We start from the raw sequence: 18793 nt of genomic DNA, 5'->3' as shown, positions 1-18793 counted from the left end.
CCATGCCAGACCTGCCCGCCCTCCCCACCCATCCCACGGCCTTTCTCTGGCGGTACGTCCGCCAGCGGCCCTGGGCGTTCGGCTTGCTGGGGTTGATCGTCGTCCTGGCCGGGGTGTGCTCGGTGACGGTTCAGTACGCCATGAAGCTCATCGTCGACGCCATGGCCCTGGGCGCAGACGCATCCGTGCAGGTGTGGTGGGCGCTCGGCCTGTTCCTCGCCGTCATCGCCATTGAAGCCGCACTATGGCGCTGCGGCGGATGGCTGGGTTGCCGCAACATCGTGGCCGCCTGCGCGGCGCTGCGGGTCGAGGTCTTCGAGCACCTGAGCCACCATTCCACCCGCTACTTCCGCCAGCACCACTCCGGCGCCCTCGCCAACCGCATCTCGTCCACCGCAAGCGCCGCCGGCGCCATCTACGGCGCCATGGTCTGGAGCATCGTGCCGCCCTGCGTCGACTTCCTGGGCGCCGTCGTCGTGCTCAGCATGGTCGACTGGCGCATGGCCGCCGCCCTGCTCGGCTTCGTCCTCGTGCTGGCCGCCATCATCATCTCCTTCGGCGCGCGCGGGCGCAGCCTGCACCAGCAGTACGGCGAGCAGGCCGCCCACGTCGGCGGAGAAATCGTCGACGCCATCTCCAACATCTGGGCCGTGCAGGCCTTCTCCGCCCAGGCGCGCGAGCGTGCACGCCTTGAAAAGGCGCTCGGCGAAGAAGCCCGCGCCCAACGCCGAAGCTGGATGTACGTCGAAAAGGCACGCGTCATCCATGACGCCTGCCTGTGGCTCGTGGCCGGCGGCATGCTGCTCTGGGTGCTGCGCGCCTGGGAACAGGGCCAAGCCAGCCCCGGCGACGTCGTCGTCGTCAGCGCGCTCACCTTCCGCATCCTGCATGGCTCGCGCGACCTCGCGCTCGCGCTCGTCGGCACCGCGCAGCAGTTCGGCGTCATCGCCGAGATGCTGCGTCTGGTCGGACGGCCACACTCCGTGCCCGATGTACAGAACGCCCAAACGCTGCGCGATCCCGCCGGCGCCATCGCCTTCGAAGGCGTCCAATACACCTACCCCGACGGCTGCCATGCGCTGCGCGGCATCACCCTATCCATCCGCCCCGGCATGAAAGTAGGCCTGGTCGGCGCCTCCGGCGCCGGCAAATCGACCCTGCTCTCGCTATTGCAGCGCGCCGACGAACCGCAACAGGGCCGCATCCTGATCGGCGGCCAGGACATCCGCGAGGTCACGCTAGCAAGCCTGAAAGACGCCATCTCCGTCGTGCCGCAAGACGTCAGTCTGTTTCGCCGGACCATCATGGAAAACATCCGCTACGGCCGGCCCGACGCCACCGAAGAAGACGTCATCACCGCCGCGCGCCAGGCCCATTGCGACACCTTCATCCGGCGCCTGCCCGACGGCTACGCCACCATCGTCGGCGAACGCGGCGCCCTGCTATCCGGCGGCGAACGCCAGCGCATCGGCATCGCCCGCGCCTTCCTCAAAGACGCACCCATCCTGCTGCTCGACGAAGCCACCTCCGCGCTGGACAGCTACTCCGAACAGCTCATCAAGGACGCCCTGGCCGAACTCATGCGCAGCCGCACCGTCGTCGCCGTCGCCCACCGGCTGTCATCCCTGACCCGCTACGACCGCATCGTCGTCGTAGACGCCGGCCGCATCGTCGAAGACGGCTCCCTGGACGAACTCCTAGCCGCCCGCGGCCCCCTGCGCGCACTCTGGGACCTGCAAGCCGGCCACGACCGCCGCAGCGGCCAGGACGGCATCCACCCGGTCCCCGCCACCGCCTGACCGAACCTTCACCCACTAATCCAGGAGCCCCAATGGAACTCGTCCGCCCTCCGGAAGATCCGACCGTCCCCCGCCGCCTGCGCCGCGCCAGCTTCCTGCTGGGCTTCGCCATGGGCGGCTTTTTCGACGGCATCCTGCTGCACCAGATCCTGCAATGGCATCACCTGCTCTCCAACATACAGGTCGGCCCCCTGGGCAGCCTGACCGCCCAGGTCGCCGCCGACGGCATCTTCCACGCCATCATGTACGTCATCGCAGCCGCGGGCTTGATCGAGCTATACCGCGCCCGCTCCGCCGCCACGACCGGCCCCGCGCTCCGTCCGCGATGGGGCCACTTCTGGATCGGCTTCGGCGCCTGGCACATCATCGACGCGCTGCTCTCGCACTGGATCACCGGCATCCATCGCATCAAGATGGACGCGGAGAATCCGCTGGTGTGGGACTTGGCCTGGTTTGTCGTATTTGGCGTGCTGCCGCTGCTGTACGGCTGGCGCACACGCAACCATCGCCGTCCGCCGCCCACAGGACGCACGAGCAAGACGTTTGCCAGCTTGCTGGTTGCAGGCGTGCTGACCGGCGGGCTGATGAACCTTTTTCCCTTGCGCGCGGACGCCAACACCACCGTCATCGCACTGCGGCCCGGCGCATCGCCCGGGGCGATGTTTCAGGCGCTGGCCGATACCGATGCGCGCGTCGTGTGGTCAGATTCGCAGGGATCCGTGTGGGTGATGACCGCGATTCCGACGGCGGAGAAGCTGCGGTTGTTTGCGGCCGGCGCGATGTACGTCAGCGGCTCGGTGGCACCGGCCGGTTGTTCGGCGTGGCTGAAGGCAGGCATCACGAGTTGACGTGCGCTTTCCTGCGCCGCCGTCAGACACCCAGCAAAACGATCTGCGGTTCGGAGAACAGCGCACGCCCCCGCAGGCGCGAAGCGTCATCGCCAAACGCAAGACACCGCGTAAGTCCCACCAGGCCGCCCGCGCGGCCGTCGTGGGACGGGCCCCGAAAGACGCTCCATACCCACACGAACGCAGCCAAGAACCTCAAGAACTCCACCCACCCCAGCGCCCGCCAAGCTCAAGCCATTGGAGCCCGGCGTGGCGTCGGCCTGGGGCGCGCGGGGCGTGTAGATGCGCCCGAGGGAATCGGAAGGCAGTCGCCGAAGGCGACAACGACGATGACGACGGGGCAGTCCGGAGCGAAGGCTCCGGACCGCAATCGTAGCCCCGCGCGCCCCAGGCCGACGACGCGCCGGGCGTCAAAAGAACCAAGCATGACGTCCCAAGAACGAAGCCGAGCGCTCAACGCCGCGACCGCAGCAACCAACAAGCCGCCCCGCCAATCACCACCGCCGCAGCAACAACCGTACCGCGAGGCTGATTCAGCGCCATCTTGGTGTACATACTCCGACGGCCAACCTGCTGCTCGGCGGAATGCGACCCGCCGCCTTCATACAGCGAATCAGATCCGCCGTCAGCCACCGCGCCACCGCGCTGCTGCCGAAACAGCCATCCAGCCATACGGTCCGCCAGCCCCGGCATATTCTGACCCAGCGTAGAAATAGCCCGCGACGCGCTCCCCACGTACAAATCCCGCGTCGGATGCTCCGCCGCGTGCAGAATCGCATCAGCCACCGCCTCAGGCGCGTAAACCGGCGCTGGGAGGCTAGGCTGAACGTCCATATAGTTGCGCGCGTGCGAAGTAAAGCCGGTAGCGATCGAAGCCGGCTTGATCAGCGTCACCGACACCGGCGCCGCGCACGATATCGTTCAGCACGCTGTTCAGCCTGTTTTCCTGGCGTCCCACCAACACCACCTTCGCCCCGCGTTCAGCCGCCATCTTCGCTGTCGCCGCGCCGATGCCGCTGCTCGCGCCCGTAATCACCATCACCTGCTCACGTAGCGGTTTCAGTTTCAATTTCATTGAGTGCTCCCGCTTCCTAACGCGAAAACCGCGCAGCGGATCGGGCCAGCAATCCCCATTCCTGAAACGCGCCCCAAACGCCACCCCGTCCGCATCCATCATTTGGCTGCCCGAATTCTCGATGCACCCATCCGGACCGTTGTCGAAAAATTTACCGATGCTGGCAGCGTTGGTAATCGCCGTCGCAAGACGCCTGGTGGTAGTGGCCGACTCGCGCTTCAACGCAACGGCCGCCGTGCTGCAGCCGCCGCAGCGGACCATGCGGAACCCTGTTGCCGGCAACATTCCCGCGCTGGTTCGGCTGGCGGGTCGCGCTCGGTGCGATCGCTTTCGTGGCTTTCCTGGCGATCTTTTATCTGATGGTCTTCAAGCAAGCGTGATCGCGAGAAAGCCTGGCCGTCAGGAACATTTGTTGCGGCATCGGTTCGCTGTCCGCGGCTTGCAAGAGGACAGATCCAACCACGGAGCACACACCCTGCGGCACACGTCCAAACGCGCCGCGCACACGCATCCCGGCAGAGCGCCGGGTATCAGGAGAACGTTATGTTTGCACACAACAAGCGACTGCAATACACGGTACGTGTCAGCGAGACCAACCCCGGTCTTGCCAATCTGTTGCTGGAACAGTTTGGCGGCCCGCAGGGCGAACTGGCGGCGGCCTGTCGCTATTTCACGCAGGCGCTGGCCGAAGACGACCCGGGCCGCAAGGACATGCTGCTCGACATCGCCACGGAAGAACTGAGCCATCTGGAAGTCATCGGCACGCTCGTCGCCATGCTGAACAAAGGCGCCAAAGGCGTACTGGCCGAAGCCACGGAATCCGAAGCCGAGATCTACCGGCGTCTGAACGGCCCGGGCAACGACTCGCACGTCACGCAGGTGCTGTATGGCGGCGGTCCGGCATTGATCAATTCGGGCGGCCAGCTCTGGAATGCCGGCTACATCGACACCATCGGCGATCCGTCGGCGGACCTGCGGTCCAACATCGCCGCCGAGGCACGCGCCAAGATCATCTACGAGCGCCTCATCAACGCCACCGATGATCCGGGCGTCAAAGACGCGCTGGGCTTCCTCATGACCCGTGAAGTGTCGCACCAGCGCTCTTTCGAAAAGGCCCTGTATTCGATCGAGCCAAACTTCCCGCCCGGGAAGCTGCCCGGCGACCCGCGCTTTGCCTCGGTGTACTTCAACATGTCGCAGGGCGACGGCGACACCCGCGGCCCGTGGAACAGCGACGCCAACTTCGAGTACATCTCGGACCGCGAAGAACAGGGCGCCATCGACGGCGACGGCATGCCCAATGTGAACCTGACCGAAGACGAAGTGCTGGCCCTGCAGGCCATGGCGGCCCGCACGGCGTCGGACCCGAGCAGCGACCCGGTGACGGGTACGGAGCTCGGGCAGGTGAATGCGGCCGACGAACTGAAGCAGCCGTAACGCGACGCGCCGCAGCCCGGCGCATCCCTTGCCCGCCCCGCCCTTTCGGCCGGGCGGGCTTTCATTTTTTGCGGTCGGGCGGCTGACCTTGTCCGGACCGGTTGTCCACGGGCGGGGCGTCCGGCGTGGCGCTTCCCGGGTCCCACACGTCCGCAGGGTCCATGCCGGGCGGAAACTGGCGGCCCGCGCCCGTGCGGTTCGGATCGGCCGGGCGGTCCGAGAGCGTGCGCTCGCCGGGCGGCACCGGCTTGCGGTCCGCGTCGGCGGGGTCGTCCTGATGGGAATGGGGCTTCGTGCTCATGGGTCATCTCCTTGGGGTGTGTTCAGGGCCAGGACGTTTCCTGCATCGGCAACACCATCACCTCGGGCACCACGGTTTCCGGCGGTTGCGTCAATACGAAGCGCACCGCACGCGCGACGTTGGCGGGATCCTGCAGCGTGCTCGTATCGATATCCGGAAGCCGGTCCAGGAGGAACGGCGTGCGCATGCCGCCGGCGATGACGGCGCTGACCTTGATACCCATTCCGCGCAATTCAGCATGCAGGGCATGCGACAGGCCTAGCAATCCCCACTTGCTGGCGTGGTAGGCACTGGCGTTGGGCCACGCACGCCGCGCTGCGGTAGAAGCCACGTTCACGATATGGCCGCCGGGGCTGAGGCGGTTCTTGCCCAGCTTTGCCATCAGGAACGGTCCCGTCAGATTCGTGCGCAGCACGCGCTCCCAGACGTCGGGATCGAGTTGGTCGATGGATGCGGTGACATCGACGCCGGCGCTGTTCACGATCGCGTCCAGCTTGCCGAACTGCCGCACGACCGCGTCCATGCACTCGGCGACGTCGGCCGCCACGCCCACGTCCATGACGCAGGCCATGACGTCCGCGCCGCCTTCTTTCAGCTTGCCCGCGACAGCATTGGCACGCTGCTCGTCGATGTCGCTGACCGCGATACGGGCGCCTTCGGCCGCAAGCTGCTCGCACAGCGCCGCACCCAATCCGCTGCCGCCGCCGGTCACAAGGATTACCCGTCCGTCCAGACTCTCAAATTCATGCATGGTTGCGCTCCATTAAGCCGCGATGCGTGCGGCTGTCCGACGATCGCCGATCCCTGCGCACGAGTCCCGGATGCTGCGATGCGTATTGACCACGCAAAGCCCGCATGCACCAATACCCCGAATGGCGAACAGGAGGCACACATGGCGAACCCCGCATATAAGCGTGTGATGGAGGTGGTGGCAGCCGCCGCCGATGGCACCACCTACCGGATCGACAGATATTGCTCGCAGCCCCAAGGAGATGCGAAGGCCAGTTCTTATTGCTGCCTGCCTGACGGGCAGCTCGTGACATGGCAGGGAGACGGACATTACAAGCTGCCCGACGGCACGATCGTCACGATGGTGGCATCGCGACTGTGCTCCTAGTGCGCTCGGACCGGATCAAGCAGCGCAGCTATATCCCGCGAATCAACAGCCCAACGATGAACAGCACGGCCACGGCGCCAATCCAGACGGCCAGCATCAGCCACGGTCCCCGGCCAGTCCTGGCGCCGCGCCGCGCCGGGCGGGCGCGGCTGGAAGTATCGTCAACAGGTTTCATGATGCGCTCCCGGATCCCCACGCCCCGCTGGTGAGGCGATGACGGCCCTGCGCCGCGAGGACACAGGGCCGCATCAGCATCGTCACCCGCTTCATGCAGGTTGCAATTACTTTGCCTTGCCCGCCTGGGCCGCTTCAGCATTGGTCTGCTGCAGCGCCAGCATGCTCAGCTTCTCGTCGGTGGCCTTTTCTTCGGCCAACGTTTCCTTCAACAGCTTCAGTGCTTCGGTCTCGCCCAGTTGCTTGGCGAAGGTGCAAAGCGTGCCGTAGCTGGCGATCTCGTAATGCTCGACCTTCTGCGCCGCAGCGATCAACGCAGCATCGCGCACCGGGCCTTCCTCAACGTCTTCGATGACGTCTTTGCCTTCTTCCACCAGGCCTTCCATGGCGGCGCACTTGATCCGCTTCAGCCTGAAATCCGCGCCTTCGACGATCTTGTCGATGCGTTCGATCTGTCCGCGCGTCTCTTCAAGGTGCGTGTTGAAGGCTTCGGCCAACGTGGGGTCAGTAGCGGCGCGTGCCATCTTCGGCAGGGCGCGCGTCAGTTGCTTTTCGGCGCTGTACACATCCGATAGCTCGTGAATAAACAGGTCCTTCAATGTCTTCTGGCTCATGATCACTCCTGTGTGTGGATCGATGGGGAAGCGGGCCTTGCCCGTGCGGTAAACAGCAAGACGCATGCCGGTGAGTCTTACCGAAATAGCGAACGGGCAGGCCCGCTTGATCCATCAGTCGCCGGTGGGGACACCGGCACGTCTCAACGCATTTACTTCTTGGCCGACACGCTTTGCTGCAAGGTCTTTGCGGCCTGCAAGTGCTGCTGCAGGCTGGGCAGCGTTTCGATCGCGAACTGCTTGACCTCCGGGTCCTTCACTTCCTTCGAAGCCTTCTCAAACAGCTTGACCGCGTCCTCGTGCGCGTCCACGCCGATCTCGTCGGCGTACGCCTTGTCGAAGCCTTCGTCACGCAGTCCCAAGGCCTTGAGCTTGGCCGTCTGCATCATCGAAGGATCCTTGGGCGGCTCAAAGCCCTTGCTCTTGGCCAAGGCCTCGAGCTGCTGGGCCACCTTGGTGTGATCGTCGATCATCTTCTGCGCAAATTGCTTGACCTCGGCGTTCTGCGACTTTTCCAGCGCCATCTTGCTGCCGGCAACCTCGAGATGGCCGGACTCCGCGGCGTCTGTCAAAAAGCCGCGAGCCTCGCTATCGAGCTTGTTCGTTGCAGCGGGCACCTGGGCGCCAGGGGCCGCCGGGGTTTGCGCAAGCGCAACCGAACTCATGCCGAGGACAATTGCAGCGCCAAGCCCTGCTTTCAAAAGACGGTTTTTCATTCGGACCTCCAGTAGAAAATAAGTCGCCGGCTGTCGGCCTGATGCCGCCCGGCGAACAAGGAACATCCAGCAAACGTCATGCCCGTCCGCGCCGCGAAGCGCGGCCTGCCAGCGACGCGTCCGCGTTCGCCATTAGCCAAAATCGCCCTCGCCCACCTGGATAGGACCGTCGGTCGGCACCCACTGCGTGCGGTGCGCCAGTTCGCGCAACGCATCGGCGCCGCTTTCGAATGCACGCAGCAATTCCGGCGCGGTGTCATCGGCGGCGCCGAACCGCTGCCGCAGCACATCGCCCGATATCTCGAACTGCCGCGTCACACCGGCCGTTTCCATCTCGAATACGATGGCATCGCCTTGTGCTTTCGCGTTGGTCGCTTTGGTGAATTTCATTTCGGTCCCTCCTCGCGAGTGGTTGTCGGAGACGCGCCGCGGTGCGGAGCGCTTGCGGCAAAGGCAGCAAGTCGTGTTCCGCCACACCGCGCAAGTCAAATCTTCCGATCGTGTAGAAATCGCAGCAGTGCATGCGCATCAGCACGCGCGACGCGCCGTCATCTTTCCGCCACGCGCGACGGGAACAATAGTTGCGGCGATCCGGGAGTCACAGCGGCAGGGTTACCGGTCTCTGGTTGGGGAGTCCGGTGGCTGGCACGGCCTCGCCACGTCGCTGTGACCTTTGCGTTTTGTTGGACCGTGAGTCTTCGCCCCGCATCGCGCGGGGCGCTTTTTTGCGGCAGAAATAGCGTGTTTTACGGCGATGTAACAAGGAAACGCAGCGTTACACGCCCTCCGTTGCGCGAGCGCAGTGCCATCGGCACACTAGCTGCTCGCATCTTTTGGGAGAGTTGCCATGCAAGTGGATATCCAGAAGTTGGGAGCAGACGCCGCGCGCCAAGGGTTGACCCTTTTGGATTGCCCCTACCTTCGCTCCGCAGCCATGCCTGCGCAGACCGGCGAATCAGTCCATGAATGGCGCAGCCGCGTCGAGATGTGGAAAGCCGGCTGGAAAGACGGCGTCAGATCTCGCGTCGTCGGCCGCGCGCCGTCATCCCCCTTCACGATCACCCGCAGGTAGTCACTGCCTGCGGTGCGTATCCCGCCAGGGCCCTGGGCATCGTCCAGGGCCCGATTCATTTGGAGAACCGGCGGGCATTTGGCGGCGCGTTTTCACGAACAAATTCGCTTGCGGGCCTTGGTCGGGAATTCTTGCACTTTGTTGCACCCGCGCGGAGGCAGTTTTTGGAAAATCCCGGGCAGGAAATTTTCCGAACACCACGCTCTGGAGCGCACGATGAATACTGAAAAGGGTATTTGCGTAGATGGATTCAAAGTCCACTGCGATGTCATTGAGTTGCCGAGCGGCAAGTATCGGCTCGACGTCACGACCCGGCGTGACGGCGAACACGACGGGAAGGCCGTCTGGCCCATCCCGAGCGGCAAGCTTTTCTCGGCGCAGCACGAGGCCGAGCGTCACGCCAAATGGATCCTCAAGGGCATCCGGCGCGTCGACGCCAGCGGCGTCCCGCAGTTCTGCCTGACCTGATCTTTGCAAGACCCGGCGCATTGCGCGCTTAAGTCTTCTGGAGCGCCCTCGGGCGCTCTTTTTTCGTTGACCCCGCCCCCGCCGCGGGTCCGGGCACGCGCATTGCTCTGGCGTCACGGTCCTGTAGTGTCAATGCGCTATCGCACCACCGCAGAACCACAGCACGACATGGCCGGCAGCCCAGCAACGAGGCGCCGGCCCTTCAAACCGAGGAGCATCATGAAACGGCCGCGCCACCGCACGCAAAAGGATTCAGCGCTTACGGCATACGCATGGCCATCTTGGCCGCTGACGTCGCGACGCTTTCCGGGATCGCGTTAAGTGCCCCGCCCCGCCGTGCAGGACGGCCAAACCCTGGCGGATCCGCGCGCGTCCACGCTGAAGGGCCTGCTTGGAACCTGTCTGCTCGCACTCAGCGCGTTCGGCGTCTTCGCGCTGTGGCGTTACCTGGACGCCTCGCATCCGGCGGTGGGTGCAGCGCTGCTGGGCGGCTTGCTTGCCGCTGGCGCCACCGCGCTGGGCGCGTTGCCGGTGGCCTTTTCGCAACGGGTGCCCGAACGGGTCCAGGACACGTTGCTGGGATTCGGCGCCGGCATCATGCTGGCCGCCTGCGCCTTTTCTCTCATCATTCCGGGCCTGGACGCCGCCCGCGAGCTCGGCAGAGGGCCATGGAGCGCCGGACTCTCCATGGCCGGCGCCATCCTGCTCGGCGCGTCGGCGCTGCTGATTCTGGACCGCGTCTTGCCGCACGAGCACTTCATCAAGGGCAAGGAAGGCAAGCCTGCCCGCAACCTGCGGCGAACGTGGCTGTTCGTGTTTGCGATCACGCTGCACAACTTTCCCGAAGGCCTGGCGATCGGCGTCGGTTATGCCGGAGCAGACCCCGTGCAGGCCGGCTCGCTGGCCTTGGGGATCTCGATTCAGGATGTGCCCGAAGGCCTGGTGGTGGCCATCGCGCTGCTGGCCGCCGGGTATCGGCGCGCGTTCGCGGTGGGATTCGGCATGGCCTCCGGCCTGGTGGAACCGCTTGGCGCAGTGCTGGGTGCAACCATCGTCGGCTGGTCGGCGTCGTTGCTGCCGTGGGGGTTGGGCTTTGCCGCGGGCGCCATGCTGTTCGTCATCAGCCACGAAATCATCCCCGAGACCCATCGGAAAGGTCACGAAGTCCCCGCCACCTGCGGTCTGATGCTGGGATTTGTATTGATGATGGTGCTGGACACGGCCCTGCAGTGACGTCAGGCCAGCGATACGGCTTAACCGGTATACACGCGTCATTCCGCCCTTTGGTGCAATGTGCGTTGACGACGCTCATCCGTTTTCAGTAATTTAGGCCGGTGAGCCTCGCGCTCACGTTTTTTGTATAGGCCGTTTTTGTCCGTTTCTCAGTAAGCCGTTTCGTCTGCAAGCCAACCCCCAGGAGCTCGAATATGAAGAAGCACCTACTGATGATTGGTCTTATTGGCTCAATGACCTTCGCGGTCACCGGCCAGGCAGCTGATGCGAAAAAGCCTCTCGCGCTATGGCAATGCCAGGATTTCCTAGGCGTCCAAGAGACCTATCGCCCCGTCGTCGTCAGCTATGCAGAAGCGCTTAACAACAAGGGCAAGCCCGAAGAGGCCGTGCTTGACGTCGAGGGCATCAGCACCCGCACGCCGATGCTCGTCAAGCAGTGCAACGAAAACCCCAAACAGATGCTGCGCGACGCCCTGGCGGGTCTGAAGAAATAATTGTTCGCGCTCCCCTGGAGCCTGCGCTCCGGGGGATTTGGCTGAATCCCCCGTTCCCTCACGCTTTTCCCCCGCGCTGCCCATCGGCGGTGTCGCGGTCGCCCTCGCGATGCAGACGGTCCAGAACCGACTAGCGCATGCAGCATGCGTAGCATCGTCCCCATCAACGCGCCCCAAGGTGACGAAGCGGCCGAGCCGGTACTGGCGTCGGCGCGCGGATAGGCACGCGGCTTGCAGCCGGAATGCGTTTTCAAGGAGAACACCATGAACGCCATCCATCCCGGCGGCCGCGATACGGCCGCAGACGCCCACGATCCGGCGCGTGCCGCCACGACCGCAGACGGCAATCCCGCCCCCGACCCGTCGACCGAAGACCAGGTCGATATCGCGGATCGTGTGCAGAAGGATCTCGCCAAGGCCAACGACCGGGAGCGCGCCCGGCAAGATGCGTCAGTGGAGCAACAGGCCATTGATGGCAATTCCGCGCCGCAGCCGGACGTGGAAGGCGGCATGTTCAAGCCGGCCGACGACACGCCGGCCGTGCTGCCGGAGAAGTCCGGGCCGAAGGAGTAAACCTTCCGTCGCTATAGCCCCAGGGTCAGCAGCATCAGGAACGCGCCAAACAGCACAAAGTGCGTCAGGCCTTCGATAGCGTTGGTCTGGCCGTCATTCAGGTTGATGGCCGCCACGATCAACGTGACCAGCATCATCAGCGTCTGCAGCGGCGTCATCGCCATGTCGATCCGCTGGCCGGTGAAGAGGGCCATGGCCTCCATCGCCGGAACGGTCAGGATCACGGTCGACAGCGACGCGCCGAGCGCGATGTTGACCACCGACTGCATGCGATTGGCAAGCGCCGCCCGGAAGGCCGTCAACATCTCGGGCGCGGCCGAGATGCCCGCCACCACCAGGGCGATCAGCCCGACCGGCACATCCATCCCTTCCAGACTGCGGTTCAGCGCATGCGACATCAGCTCGGCCAGCGCGCCCACCGCCACGATGCCGACCGCCATCACGGCGGCCGACTGGCGCCAGCCGGGACCGCCGCCGGGCGGCACGGGCGTGCGCGTCTTTTTTTCGGGATAGCTGTAGCTGAAGAAATAGCTGTGAGGCCCGGTCTGCATGCGCACAAACACGCCGTACATCAGCAGCATCGACACCACGGTGAAGGCGCTATAGGCGCGCCAACTGGGCTGCGGCACGAACTCGGGAATGATCATCGACACCGTAACGGCGGTCAGGATCATCACGCTGTACGTGCGCGCCGAATCGTCGTTGTATGCCTGCTCGCCGTGCTTGAACCCGCCGATCAGGGCGGCCACGCCAAGAATGCCGTTGATATCCAGCATGACCGCCGAATAGATGCTGTCGCGAACCAGCGTCGGCGAGCCCGCCTTGGACGACACGATCACCAGCACGATCACTTCCACCAACACCGCTGACAGCGTCAGGATCATGCTGCCGTACGGGTCGCCGAGCTTCTGCGCGATGCGTTCGGCATGGCGCGCAACGCTCAGGGAGGCGGCAAGGATCGCCGCGATCAGCACGGCCGTTTCCGCCAGGCTTGCTGCTTGGCCTAGACCCTCCAGTTGCGGGTCGATCATGAACCCCGCGATCGCAAGCAGGCAGGCGAGCAGCAGGAACTTTTCGGAATGCAGTAGGGATTTCATCGCAACGTGGCGGGCCGGAACATCGAGAGCCTAGCACGCACCGTTCCAGCCGAGCCGCGCGGAATCGGGCATGCGGCTTGCTGTCCATGGGGTCCGTGCATGTATGGATGGAGCGCCATGCCGAAAAGGAACGCAGCAATGCGGCAAACGAGATCCAGGCCGCAACCACGACCCCGGAAGACCGGCAAACCCAATCCGGTTTCCCATTTTTTTGACCGCTTCGCGTCGCTTGTGACCAAATGGGCGGGCTCACCCGTCGCTTTCGGCATCGCGCTCATCGCGGTGGTGGTATGGGCGATCTCGGGGCCCGCGTTCGGCTTTTCTGAGACCTGGCAACTGGTCATCAACACCGGCACCACCATCATCACCTTCCTGATGGTTTTCCTGATTCAGCAAAGCCAGAACAAGGACAGCGAGGCGCTGCATCTGAAACTGGACGAGCTGCTGATTGCGGTCAAGGGGGCCGACGAGCAACTGGTCGACGCCGAGCGTCTGGATGAAGACAAGCTGCTTGCCTTGGCGTCGGCATTGACGGCCCGCGCCCGCAAACAGCATCGTCAACGGGCACGCGGCCGCCGCCGCGATTGACCCATTACCGGGCCGTCGGGCGCGCACTTTCGCACGCGTCGTGCTGCTTTCACGCCTGCACAGCCATTTGCCGGATCGCGGCCTGGGTGATCGCGGCAAACGCCTTCGGATCGTTGAACGCACGCGCGGTCAGCATGGCGCCATGCACGGTGGACATGAAGGCCTGCGCCTCGACCTGCGCGCTATCGCGCAATTGGAGCTGCCCTGCCGTCGCCCCGGCTTCAAGCACCGAGGCGAGCCAAGCGGTCAAATCTTTGAAATAAGCCCGCACCTCGGTCGCGACTTCCTGGGGAATCATCGGCGACTCCGCCGCCAGCATCGCGCAGATGCAAATCGACGCGCTGCCTTCGCGGATGCACTTGGCCCAGTAGTCCGTGTAGGCGGTCAGGCGTTCCACCGGATCTACCACGTTCTGATCCAGCGCTGCCAGACCCGCGAGCGCTTCTTCGCGATGGCGGATGACGACAGTCAGGACGAGTTCGGCCTTCGTCGGGAAGTGATGATGGATGCTGGGTTTGCCGATGCGCACGCGTTCGGACACATCGGCATAGCTGAACCCGTGATAGCCGCCTTCGGCGAGCAGCAGTTTGGTGTGCGCGACGATCTCGGCGGCGCGGGCAGAAAGTTCCAGGCTCATGGCCAGAATGACTCCGATTGGCGGGGGGCAAGTCGATGCGAATGCTCGCCAATCTACTAGTTGGTCGGTTGTGTGTCAAGGCGGCCACCGCGCCGCCTTGTCCGTGTCCAACTATGGAATCGCCGACACATCCCGGCCGGTAGGCGCCTCGAGATTGCCCGAAGGTTGCGCCGGCCGCGACAACTCCGCCGGACTCGACCGGGTCGAAGGAATCGGCGCATGCGCCGGACGTGACAGATTCGACGGATCCGAAGGCCGCAACGCGCGCGAGGCCTGCGTGGCCTGCAACGCCCGCGCCGTCCGCAGCCGCCTCACCTGGTCGTCCAGCTGCGCCCGCAGGCGCTCGATCTCCGCGTCATCGGCCGAGCGCACCGCGGCGGCGCGCACTTCCTCAACCATCTTTTCCAGCCGCGCCATGTCCGGATCAGGCAATGGATTGCTGACGCGCCGCACCTGCATGCGGCCCATCAACTCGTTAACGCGGTCGCGCAGCGCCACGGCAGCCATCGCGCGCAGGGGCTGCCGTATAAACTTTGGCCATCCGAGCGAAGCTCCCGCGGCCAGTGCCGCCGTCCGCGCCCACGCCCCGCCGACCTTGCTGCGGGGCGCGCTGCGCGCCATGGGAACGGAGAGCGCCTGGCGGTCACGTTCCATCTTGGCCAGAAGGGCCGCCTTGTCAGCTAGCGTGGTCATCTTGGGCATAGTGGCTCCGTGCAGCAGCGGTATCGAGGCGCACCTGGTGGCTCAGCTCCGCAAAGGGCGATCCCTTCGGTGCGCTACGTGTCGAAATGGCGAGCGAAATGAGCGTGATGAGCAACCACGCGCCGGCAACGAGCCACGCGGCAAGTTTGCGATGCTCCGTGTCCCAGAAGCTCACGATGGCGGCCACCGACACGAACCCCAACGTGCCCAGCCCGCAGAAAACCAGGGCCACGCTGCTGATCACCGTGGCGACGAGCGCGGCCCGGTACAGGGACAGTTCGATGCCTACCAGCTCAACATAGTCCCCCGAGCGTTCGGCAGCAAAAGCCGCGATGCGGCGCAATCTGCGCAATCGTTCCGAAATCATGGCGTCTCCTTGGGGCGATGACGGGCGATGTCAGCAAATCTCATACCCGTTCGCCCCGCGAGACGCCACAACGCGGCTGTTAACGCCAATGCGCCGGCCAGAGCTGCACGTGGAGTCTGAGCGATTGGCCGGCGACGCGATCCTGCTGGAAGGTGTCGCCCTATCCTCGCCCGGCAGCGCGTCTGCCAGTCAGGCGCAGCAGCAACCCCGCCAGTTGCTCCAGCCGATAAGGCTTGGACAACAGCGGAATACCTTCTTGCCCCGCCCTTTTCACTTCCTCGCCCAGAAAGCCGGTCATCAACGCCACCGGAAGATCGGGCCTCTGGGCGCGCACTTCCCGCGCCAGTTGAATGCCGCTCTTGCCACCGGGCATCATGGCATCCGTCAGCATCACATCAATAGCGGCGCCGTCATTCAACACGTTCAAGGCTTCGGCGGCACTGGCGGCGGGCGTCACGACATAACCCAGCTCTTCCAGCATGCTGGCGGTCAGGGTCGCAACGTCCGCGTCGTCTTCCACCAGCAGCACGTTCAAGGCCGCCGGCCGCTCCTGGACCACGCCGGACTCGCCCGATTTTCCCTGCGCAGCCAGCCGCCGTTTCGACCGCGGCAACAAGACCGAAACCGTGGTGCCGACGTCCATCTCGGTGGAGAGATCGATGGCGCCGCCCGATTGTTTGGCAAAGCCGTACGCCTGCGCCAGTCCCAGCCCCGATCCCTTGCCGACATCCTTGGTGGTGAAAAACGGTTCAAACACGCGTTCAGCCACCGCCGGGCTCATGCCGGTCCCCGTGTCCGACACCCGCAATGCAATGTGATCGACGGTCAATTCACCCTTCCCGGATGCGGTCATGTTCTCGGTCCGGATTTCGATCACACCGCCGTCCGGCATGGCGTCGCGCGCGTTGACCGCCAGATTCAGGATGACGAGTTCCAACTCGCCAGGGTCCACTTCGACCGGCCAGAGGTCGTCGGCCAGCGCCAACGCAATGACGATGTCGCCGCGCAGGCTGCGCTCGAGCATCTCGAGCATGTTTTGAACGACCGTGTTCAGGTTGAGAACCTCCGGACGCAACGCCTGGCGGCGCGCGAACGTCAGCAATTGGCGAGACAACGAGGCGCCGCGGTCCACCGCCTGTCGCATCGAGCCATACAAGCGGGTGCGCCGCGCTTCGTCGATGGGACGCTGCAGCATTTGCAGCCCGCCGGAAATGACCATCAGGAGGTTATTGAAGTCGTGCGCCACCCCACCGGTGAGCTGACCCAGCGCTTCGAGTTTCTGAGCCTGGCGCAGCGATTCCTCGATCCTGCTGCGCTCGCGCATCTGCTGCTGAAGCTCGGCGTTGGCCAGTTCCAGTTCGCGCGTCCGGCTTGCCACGACCGACTCAAGCGCCTGCGCGGCCTGCTTCTCAGCTTGCAGCAACGTGCGGATTTCATATTGCCGGGTCCGGGCGCGCGCCGCCGTTTGAACCGTGGTGGTCAATGCGAGGCTCTGAACCGGCCGTTCCAGGAGCGAGACATTGCCCAATAACTCGGTCATTTTCTCGCGCCAGCGCACGATGGGACCGGTTTGCGTCTTGCCGGTCAACACGACGAACGGCAGCCCCGACCACGCCGGCTGCGCCTTCAACCACTCGGACACCAGTTCCAGGTTTTTGCCAAACAGACCTTCCTCGGTCAGGCAGACGGCCAGGGCGCCAGCGTCCGCCTGCGCCAGCACCTCCTCGATATTGCGACAGACGAACGTGTCGAAACCCGCGCGCTGCAGCAGCCGCGCGCCGGCTTCCCCGTCTCGGCCGATCGGTGCGTAGACGAGCACCCGCGATTCAGCGTCCTCAGGTCGATGCATCGGGATTGTTCAGCAGAAGGCGCAAATCGTCGCCGGTGTATTGCGGCGTTCCCGAAAATATTCCGTGAAACGAGGTCAACGGCGGGCCAACGACCAGCCCATCTTCGGACATGCTGAATTCGCGGATGGCATGTTCGTGCGCGCCACTGCGCTTCTTGACGACGGAGATGGCTCGCCGGACGCGTCCGTCGTGCTCGAAATACCGCAACATGATCACCGTATCGCTGAGATAGCTGATGTCCATGGGCGTTTCCATCGGGCCCACCAGACCGTGCTGGGCCAGGATCATCACCGTCGTCACGCCCTGCTGCCCCAGGTAGCTCAGCAATTCGTGCATCTGCAGAATCAAAAAGCGCCCGTCGGGCATGGCGTTCAGATAGCCGTTCAAACTGTCGAACACCACCACGCGCGCGCCATCATCTTCAACCGCGCGGCGAACTATCGCCGTGAATTCGCCCGGCGCCATCTCCGCGGGATCGACTTGTCTGAAGGTCAGAAGCCCTGCGTCCAGCGCGGATTCCAGCGGCATTCCCAGTGCACGTGAGCGCGCGAAGAACGTGGCCCGGGACTCGTCGAACGCGAAAATGGCTGCGTGCTCGCCGCGCTGCGTCGATGCCAGCGCATAGGTTGCCGCAAGCGAAGACTTGCCCACCCCCGCCGCGCCGATCAGCAGAACATTCGTCCCGCGGTCCAACCCGCCGCCCAGCAAGCTATCCAGTTCGGCGTTGCCGCTGGGCGTGGGCGTCGGGGAAAACGCTTTGTGATGCTCCGCCGCAACGAGCCTCGGATAGACCTCGAGCCCGCCCTTCCTGATCGTGAAGTCGTGGTAGCCACCGCGAAAATCCATGCCGCGCATTTTCAATATGCGCAGCCGCCGTCGCTGGGCGCCGTAGTCGACCGCCAATTGCTCAAGTGCGATCACGCCGTGCGAGATCGAGTGCAATTGCAGGTCGTCCTCTTTGGCCGCCTGGTCGTCCAGCAGGATCACCGTACACCGGCGATTAGCGAAAAAATGCTTCATCGCCAGAATCTGCCGGCGATAACGCAGTGAGCCCTGCGCCAGCAGGCGCAGTTCCGACAGGCTATCGATGACGACCCGTGCTGGGTCAAGCTGTTCAACCTTGTCCAGGATCAGGCGCGTGGTCTCGGTCAGCTCCATCTCGGCGGGGTGCAGAACGGTGAGTTCCCGCTCGGGATCCAACACGTCTTCGGACACCAGTTCCAGGATCTCCACACCGTCCAATGACCACCCGTGGCGGTGGGCAACCAGACTTAGTTCGGCCGGACTTTCGGAAAGCGCGACATAAAGGGCGCGCTCGCCGTGGCGGACGCCTTCCAAGAGGAATTGCATTCCCATGGTCGTCTTGCCCGTGCCCGGCCTTCCCTCGCACAGATACATTTTGTTGGGATCCAAGCCGCCGCCGAGAATGTCGTCGATGCCGAGATTTCCGGTCGAAATTCGGGGGTCTGGCTTGAAAGCCGCAGTCTGTTCTTCAATCGTTGCGCTCATGGCTTTCCCGTAAAAACGAGTGAGAAAGCAAGCATATCGCCATCGTCAATCCCGAATGGCATCCAGCACGAAAGATATGTTACGTACTGAATCGCACCCATCGGACGAGAATCGCGGCTTCA

23 protein-coding genes are annotated in these 18793 nt (G+C 64.4%); 10 read left to right on the top strand and 13 right to left on the bottom strand.

What is annotated here, in order from left to right:
- Nucleotides 1–2: 2 nt before the first annotated feature.
- Together AC6CIE_RS00335 and AC6CIE_RS00330 are read left to right on the top strand one after the other, a co-directional pair.
- Nucleotides 3–1799, top strand: a complete 1797-nt coding sequence (locus tag AC6CIE_RS00335) for an ABC transporter ATP-binding protein (protein WP_498090733.1) — start codon at nt 3–5, stop codon at nt 1797–1799.
- A gap of 32 nt (nt 1800–1831) precedes the next feature.
- Nucleotides 1832–2647 (top strand): DUF2243 domain-containing protein, encoded by an 816-nt coding sequence (locus AC6CIE_RS00330; RefSeq protein ID WP_498090732.1) that lies wholly within the window; start codon nt 1832–1834, stop codon nt 2645–2647.
- Between the two features lie 817 nt (nt 2648–3464).
- Here the strand turns inward: AC6CIE_RS00330 and AC6CIE_RS00325 are convergent.
- Nucleotides 3465–4007, bottom strand: a complete 543-nt coding sequence (locus AC6CIE_RS00325; protein ID WP_498090731.1) for an SDR family NAD(P)-dependent oxidoreductase — start codon at nt 4005–4007, stop codon at nt 3465–3467.
- Nucleotides 4008–4265: 258 nt separating this feature from the next.
- Here AC6CIE_RS00325 and AC6CIE_RS00320 point away from each other — a divergent pair, with 258 nt between their 5' ends.
- Nucleotides 4266–5159, top strand: coding sequence for a manganese catalase family protein (locus tag AC6CIE_RS00320; protein ID WP_175124313.1), 894 nt, complete (start codon nt 4266–4268; stop codon nt 5157–5159).
- A gap of 61 nt (nt 5160–5220) precedes the next feature.
- On the opposite strand, the gene AC6CIE_RS00315 is transcribed toward AC6CIE_RS00320, so the two are convergent.
- The gene (locus tag AC6CIE_RS00315) at nt 5221–5460 is read right to left on the bottom strand and encodes a hypothetical protein (RefSeq protein WP_175124314.1); all 240 of its coding nucleotides are present in this window, start codon (nt 5458–5460) and stop codon (nt 5221–5223) included.
- 22 nt (nt 5461–5482) lie between these two features.
- Nucleotides 5483–6211: an SDR family oxidoreductase gene (locus tag AC6CIE_RS00310; RefSeq protein ID WP_175124315.1), complete on the bottom strand. Its 729-nt coding sequence runs from the start codon at nt 6209–6211 to the stop codon at nt 5483–5485.
- A gap of 141 nt (nt 6212–6352) precedes the next feature.
- On the opposite strand from AC6CIE_RS00310, the gene AC6CIE_RS00305 reads away from it, so the two are divergent.
- The gene (locus tag AC6CIE_RS00305) at nt 6353–6577 is read left to right on the top strand and encodes a hypothetical protein (protein WP_175124316.1); all 225 of its coding nucleotides are present in this window, start codon (nt 6353–6355) and stop codon (nt 6575–6577) included.
- A 28-nt stretch (nt 6578–6605) separates the two neighbouring features.
- On the opposite strand, the gene AC6CIE_RS00300 is transcribed toward AC6CIE_RS00305, so the two are convergent.
- The 4 genes from AC6CIE_RS00300 to AC6CIE_RS00285 form a co-directional block, all read right to left on the bottom strand.
- A complete protein-coding gene (locus tag AC6CIE_RS00300; protein WP_175124317.1) occupies nt 6606–6752 on the bottom strand; it encodes a hypothetical protein in 147 nt (48 codons plus the stop codon).
- Between the two features lie 106 nt (nt 6753–6858).
- The gene (locus AC6CIE_RS00295) at nt 6859–7365 is read right to left on the bottom strand and encodes a YciE/YciF ferroxidase family protein (protein ID WP_498090730.1); all 507 of its coding nucleotides are present in this window, start codon (nt 7363–7365) and stop codon (nt 6859–6861) included.
- Nucleotides 7366–7517: 152 nt separating this feature from the next.
- Nucleotides 7518–8081 (bottom strand): DUF4142 domain-containing protein, encoded by a 564-nt coding sequence (locus tag AC6CIE_RS00290; protein WP_175124319.1) that lies wholly within the window; start codon nt 8079–8081, stop codon nt 7518–7520.
- A gap of 132 nt (nt 8082–8213) precedes the next feature.
- A complete protein-coding gene (locus tag AC6CIE_RS00285) occupies nt 8214–8471 on the bottom strand; it encodes a DUF1488 family protein (protein WP_175124320.1) in 258 nt (85 codons plus the stop codon).
- A gap of 457 nt (nt 8472–8928) precedes the next feature.
- Here AC6CIE_RS00285 and AC6CIE_RS00280 point away from each other — a divergent pair, with 457 nt between their 5' ends.
- The 5 genes from AC6CIE_RS00280 (at nt 8929) to AC6CIE_RS00260 (ending at nt 11921) form a co-directional block, all read left to right on the top strand.
- The gene (locus tag AC6CIE_RS00280; RefSeq protein WP_175124321.1) at nt 8929–9153 is read left to right on the top strand and encodes a CrpP-related protein; all 225 of its coding nucleotides are present in this window, start codon (nt 8929–8931) and stop codon (nt 9151–9153) included.
- A gap of 216 nt (nt 9154–9369) precedes the next feature.
- On the top strand, nt 9370–9621 hold the full coding sequence (locus AC6CIE_RS00275; RefSeq protein WP_175124322.1) for a hypothetical protein: 252 nt from the start codon (nt 9370–9372) through the stop codon (nt 9619–9621).
- Between the two features lie 354 nt (nt 9622–9975).
- Nucleotides 9976–10854: a ZIP family metal transporter gene (locus AC6CIE_RS00270; protein ID WP_498091533.1), complete on the top strand. Its 879-nt coding sequence runs from the start codon at nt 9976–9978 to the stop codon at nt 10852–10854.
- Between the two features lie 194 nt (nt 10855–11048).
- Nucleotides 11049–11348, top strand: coding sequence for an acid-activated periplasmic chaperone HdeA (gene hdeA, locus AC6CIE_RS00265; RefSeq protein ID WP_056563757.1), 300 nt, complete (start codon nt 11049–11051; stop codon nt 11346–11348).
- A 264-nt stretch (nt 11349–11612) separates the two neighbouring features.
- Nucleotides 11613–11921: a hypothetical protein gene (locus AC6CIE_RS00260; RefSeq protein ID WP_175124323.1), complete on the top strand. Its 309-nt coding sequence runs from the start codon at nt 11613–11615 to the stop codon at nt 11919–11921.
- Nucleotides 11922–11932: 11 nt separating this feature from the next.
- Here AC6CIE_RS00260 and AC6CIE_RS00255 read toward each other — a convergent pair whose 3' ends face one another.
- Nucleotides 11933–13018: a calcium:cation antiporter gene (locus tag AC6CIE_RS00255; protein WP_286936199.1), complete on the bottom strand. Its 1086-nt coding sequence runs from the start codon at nt 13016–13018 to the stop codon at nt 11933–11935.
- A gap of 117 nt (nt 13019–13135) precedes the next feature.
- Between AC6CIE_RS00255 and AC6CIE_RS00250 the strand changes: the two genes are divergently transcribed.
- A complete protein-coding gene (locus AC6CIE_RS00250; RefSeq protein ID WP_498090729.1) occupies nt 13136–13606 on the top strand; it encodes a low affinity iron permease family protein in 471 nt (156 codons plus the stop codon).
- 49 nt (nt 13607–13655) lie between these two features.
- Here AC6CIE_RS00250 and AC6CIE_RS00245 read toward each other — a convergent pair whose 3' ends face one another.
- From AC6CIE_RS00245 to AC6CIE_RS00225, 5 genes are all read right to left on the bottom strand, one after another.
- Complete coding sequence (locus tag AC6CIE_RS00245; RefSeq protein WP_498090728.1) at nt 13656–14243, bottom strand: TetR/AcrR family transcriptional regulator; 588 nt, start codon at nt 14241–14243, stop codon at nt 13656–13658.
- A 111-nt stretch (nt 14244–14354) separates the two neighbouring features.
- Entirely contained in the window at nt 14355–14945 is a 591-nt protein-coding gene (locus AC6CIE_RS00240) for an ATP synthase subunit epsilon domain-containing protein (protein WP_498090727.1), read from the bottom strand.
- A complete protein-coding gene (locus AC6CIE_RS00235) occupies nt 14920–15312 on the bottom strand; it encodes a phage holin family protein (protein ID WP_175124327.1) in 393 nt (130 codons plus the stop codon). Before AC6CIE_RS00235 ends, AC6CIE_RS00240 begins: the two co-directional genes overlap by 26 nt.
- Nucleotides 15313–15472: 160 nt before the next feature.
- Entirely contained in the window at nt 15473–17161 is a 1689-nt protein-coding gene (locus tag AC6CIE_RS00230) for an ATP-binding protein (RefSeq protein ID WP_498090726.1), read from the bottom strand.
- Entirely contained in the window at nt 17148–18671 is a 1524-nt protein-coding gene (locus AC6CIE_RS00225) for an ATPase domain-containing protein (protein ID WP_175124329.1), read from the bottom strand. Before AC6CIE_RS00225 ends, AC6CIE_RS00230 begins: the two co-directional genes overlap by 14 nt.
- Nucleotides 18672–18793 lie beyond the last annotated feature (122 nt).

Source organism: Achromobacter sp. GQ309 (assembly GCF_059759315.1).
This window is presented reverse-complemented; position numbering and strand designations above follow the sequence as displayed.

What these genes read in the sequence shown, in the direction of transcription:
- AC6CIE_RS00305 (WP_175124316.1), top strand. Translation starts at nt 6,353, where the DNA reads ATGGCGAACCCCGCATATAAGCGTGTGATGGAGGTGGTGGCAGCCGCC.
- AC6CIE_RS00275 (WP_175124322.1), top strand. Translation starts at nt 9,370, where the DNA reads ATGAATACTGAAAAGGGTATTTGCGTAGATGGATTCAAAGTCCACTGC.
- hdeA (WP_056563757.1), top strand. Translation starts at nt 11,049, where the DNA reads ATGAAGAAGCACCTACTGATGATTGGTCTTATTGGCTCAATGACCTTC.
- AC6CIE_RS00240 (WP_498090727.1), bottom strand. Translation starts at nt 14,945, where the DNA reads ATGCCCAAGATGACCACGCTAGCTGACAAGGCGGCCCTTCTGGCCAAG.
- AC6CIE_RS00300 (WP_175124317.1), bottom strand. Translation starts at nt 6,752, where the DNA reads ATGAAACCTGTTGACGATACTTCCAGCCGCGCCCGCCCGGCGCGGCGC.
- AC6CIE_RS00325 (WP_498090731.1), bottom strand. Translation starts at nt 4,007, where the DNA reads ATGTTGCCGGCAACAGGGTTCCGCATGGTCCGCTGCGGCGGCTGCAGC.
- AC6CIE_RS00250 (WP_498090729.1), top strand. Translation starts at nt 13,136, where the DNA reads ATGCCGAAAAGGAACGCAGCAATGCGGCAAACGAGATCCAGGCCGCAA.
- AC6CIE_RS00320 (WP_175124313.1), top strand. Translation starts at nt 4,266, where the DNA reads ATGTTTGCACACAACAAGCGACTGCAATACACGGTACGTGTCAGCGAG.
- AC6CIE_RS00285 (WP_175124320.1), bottom strand. Translation starts at nt 8,471, where the DNA reads ATGAAATTCACCAAAGCGACCAACGCGAAAGCACAAGGCGATGCCATC.
- AC6CIE_RS00295 (WP_498090730.1), bottom strand. Translation starts at nt 7,365, where the DNA reads ATGAGCCAGAAGACATTGAAGGACCTGTTTATTCACGAGCTATCGGAT.
- AC6CIE_RS00335 (WP_498090733.1), top strand. Translation starts at nt 3, where the DNA reads ATGCCAGACCTGCCCGCCCTCCCCACCCATCCCACGGCCTTTCTCTGG.
- AC6CIE_RS00255 (WP_286936199.1), bottom strand. Translation starts at nt 13,018, where the DNA reads ATGAAATCCCTACTGCATTCCGAAAAGTTCCTGCTGCTCGCCTGCCTG.
- AC6CIE_RS00280 (WP_175124321.1), top strand. Translation starts at nt 8,929, where the DNA reads ATGCAAGTGGATATCCAGAAGTTGGGAGCAGACGCCGCGCGCCAAGGG.
- AC6CIE_RS00260 (WP_175124323.1), top strand. Translation starts at nt 11,613, where the DNA reads ATGAACGCCATCCATCCCGGCGGCCGCGATACGGCCGCAGACGCCCAC.
- AC6CIE_RS00290 (WP_175124319.1), bottom strand. Translation starts at nt 8,081, where the DNA reads ATGAAAAACCGTCTTTTGAAAGCAGGGCTTGGCGCTGCAATTGTCCTC.
- AC6CIE_RS00310 (WP_175124315.1), bottom strand. Translation starts at nt 6,211, where the DNA reads ATGCATGAATTTGAGAGTCTGGACGGACGGGTAATCCTTGTGACCGGC.
- AC6CIE_RS00225 (WP_175124329.1), bottom strand. Translation starts at nt 18,671, where the DNA reads ATGAGCGCAACGATTGAAGAACAGACTGCGGCTTTCAAGCCAGACCCC.
- AC6CIE_RS00315 (WP_175124314.1), bottom strand. Translation starts at nt 5,460, where the DNA reads ATGAGCACGAAGCCCCATTCCCATCAGGACGACCCCGCCGACGCGGAC.
- AC6CIE_RS00245 (WP_498090728.1), bottom strand. Translation starts at nt 14,243, where the DNA reads ATGAGCCTGGAACTTTCTGCCCGCGCCGCCGAGATCGTCGCGCACACC.
- AC6CIE_RS00330 (WP_498090732.1), top strand. Translation starts at nt 1,832, where the DNA reads ATGGAACTCGTCCGCCCTCCGGAAGATCCGACCGTCCCCCGCCGCCTG.
- AC6CIE_RS00230 (WP_498090726.1), bottom strand. Translation starts at nt 17,161, where the DNA reads ATGCATCGACCTGAGGACGCTGAATCGCGGGTGCTCGTCTACGCACCG.
- AC6CIE_RS00235 (WP_175124327.1), bottom strand. Translation starts at nt 15,312, where the DNA reads ATGATTTCGGAACGATTGCGCAGATTGCGCCGCATCGCGGCTTTTGCT.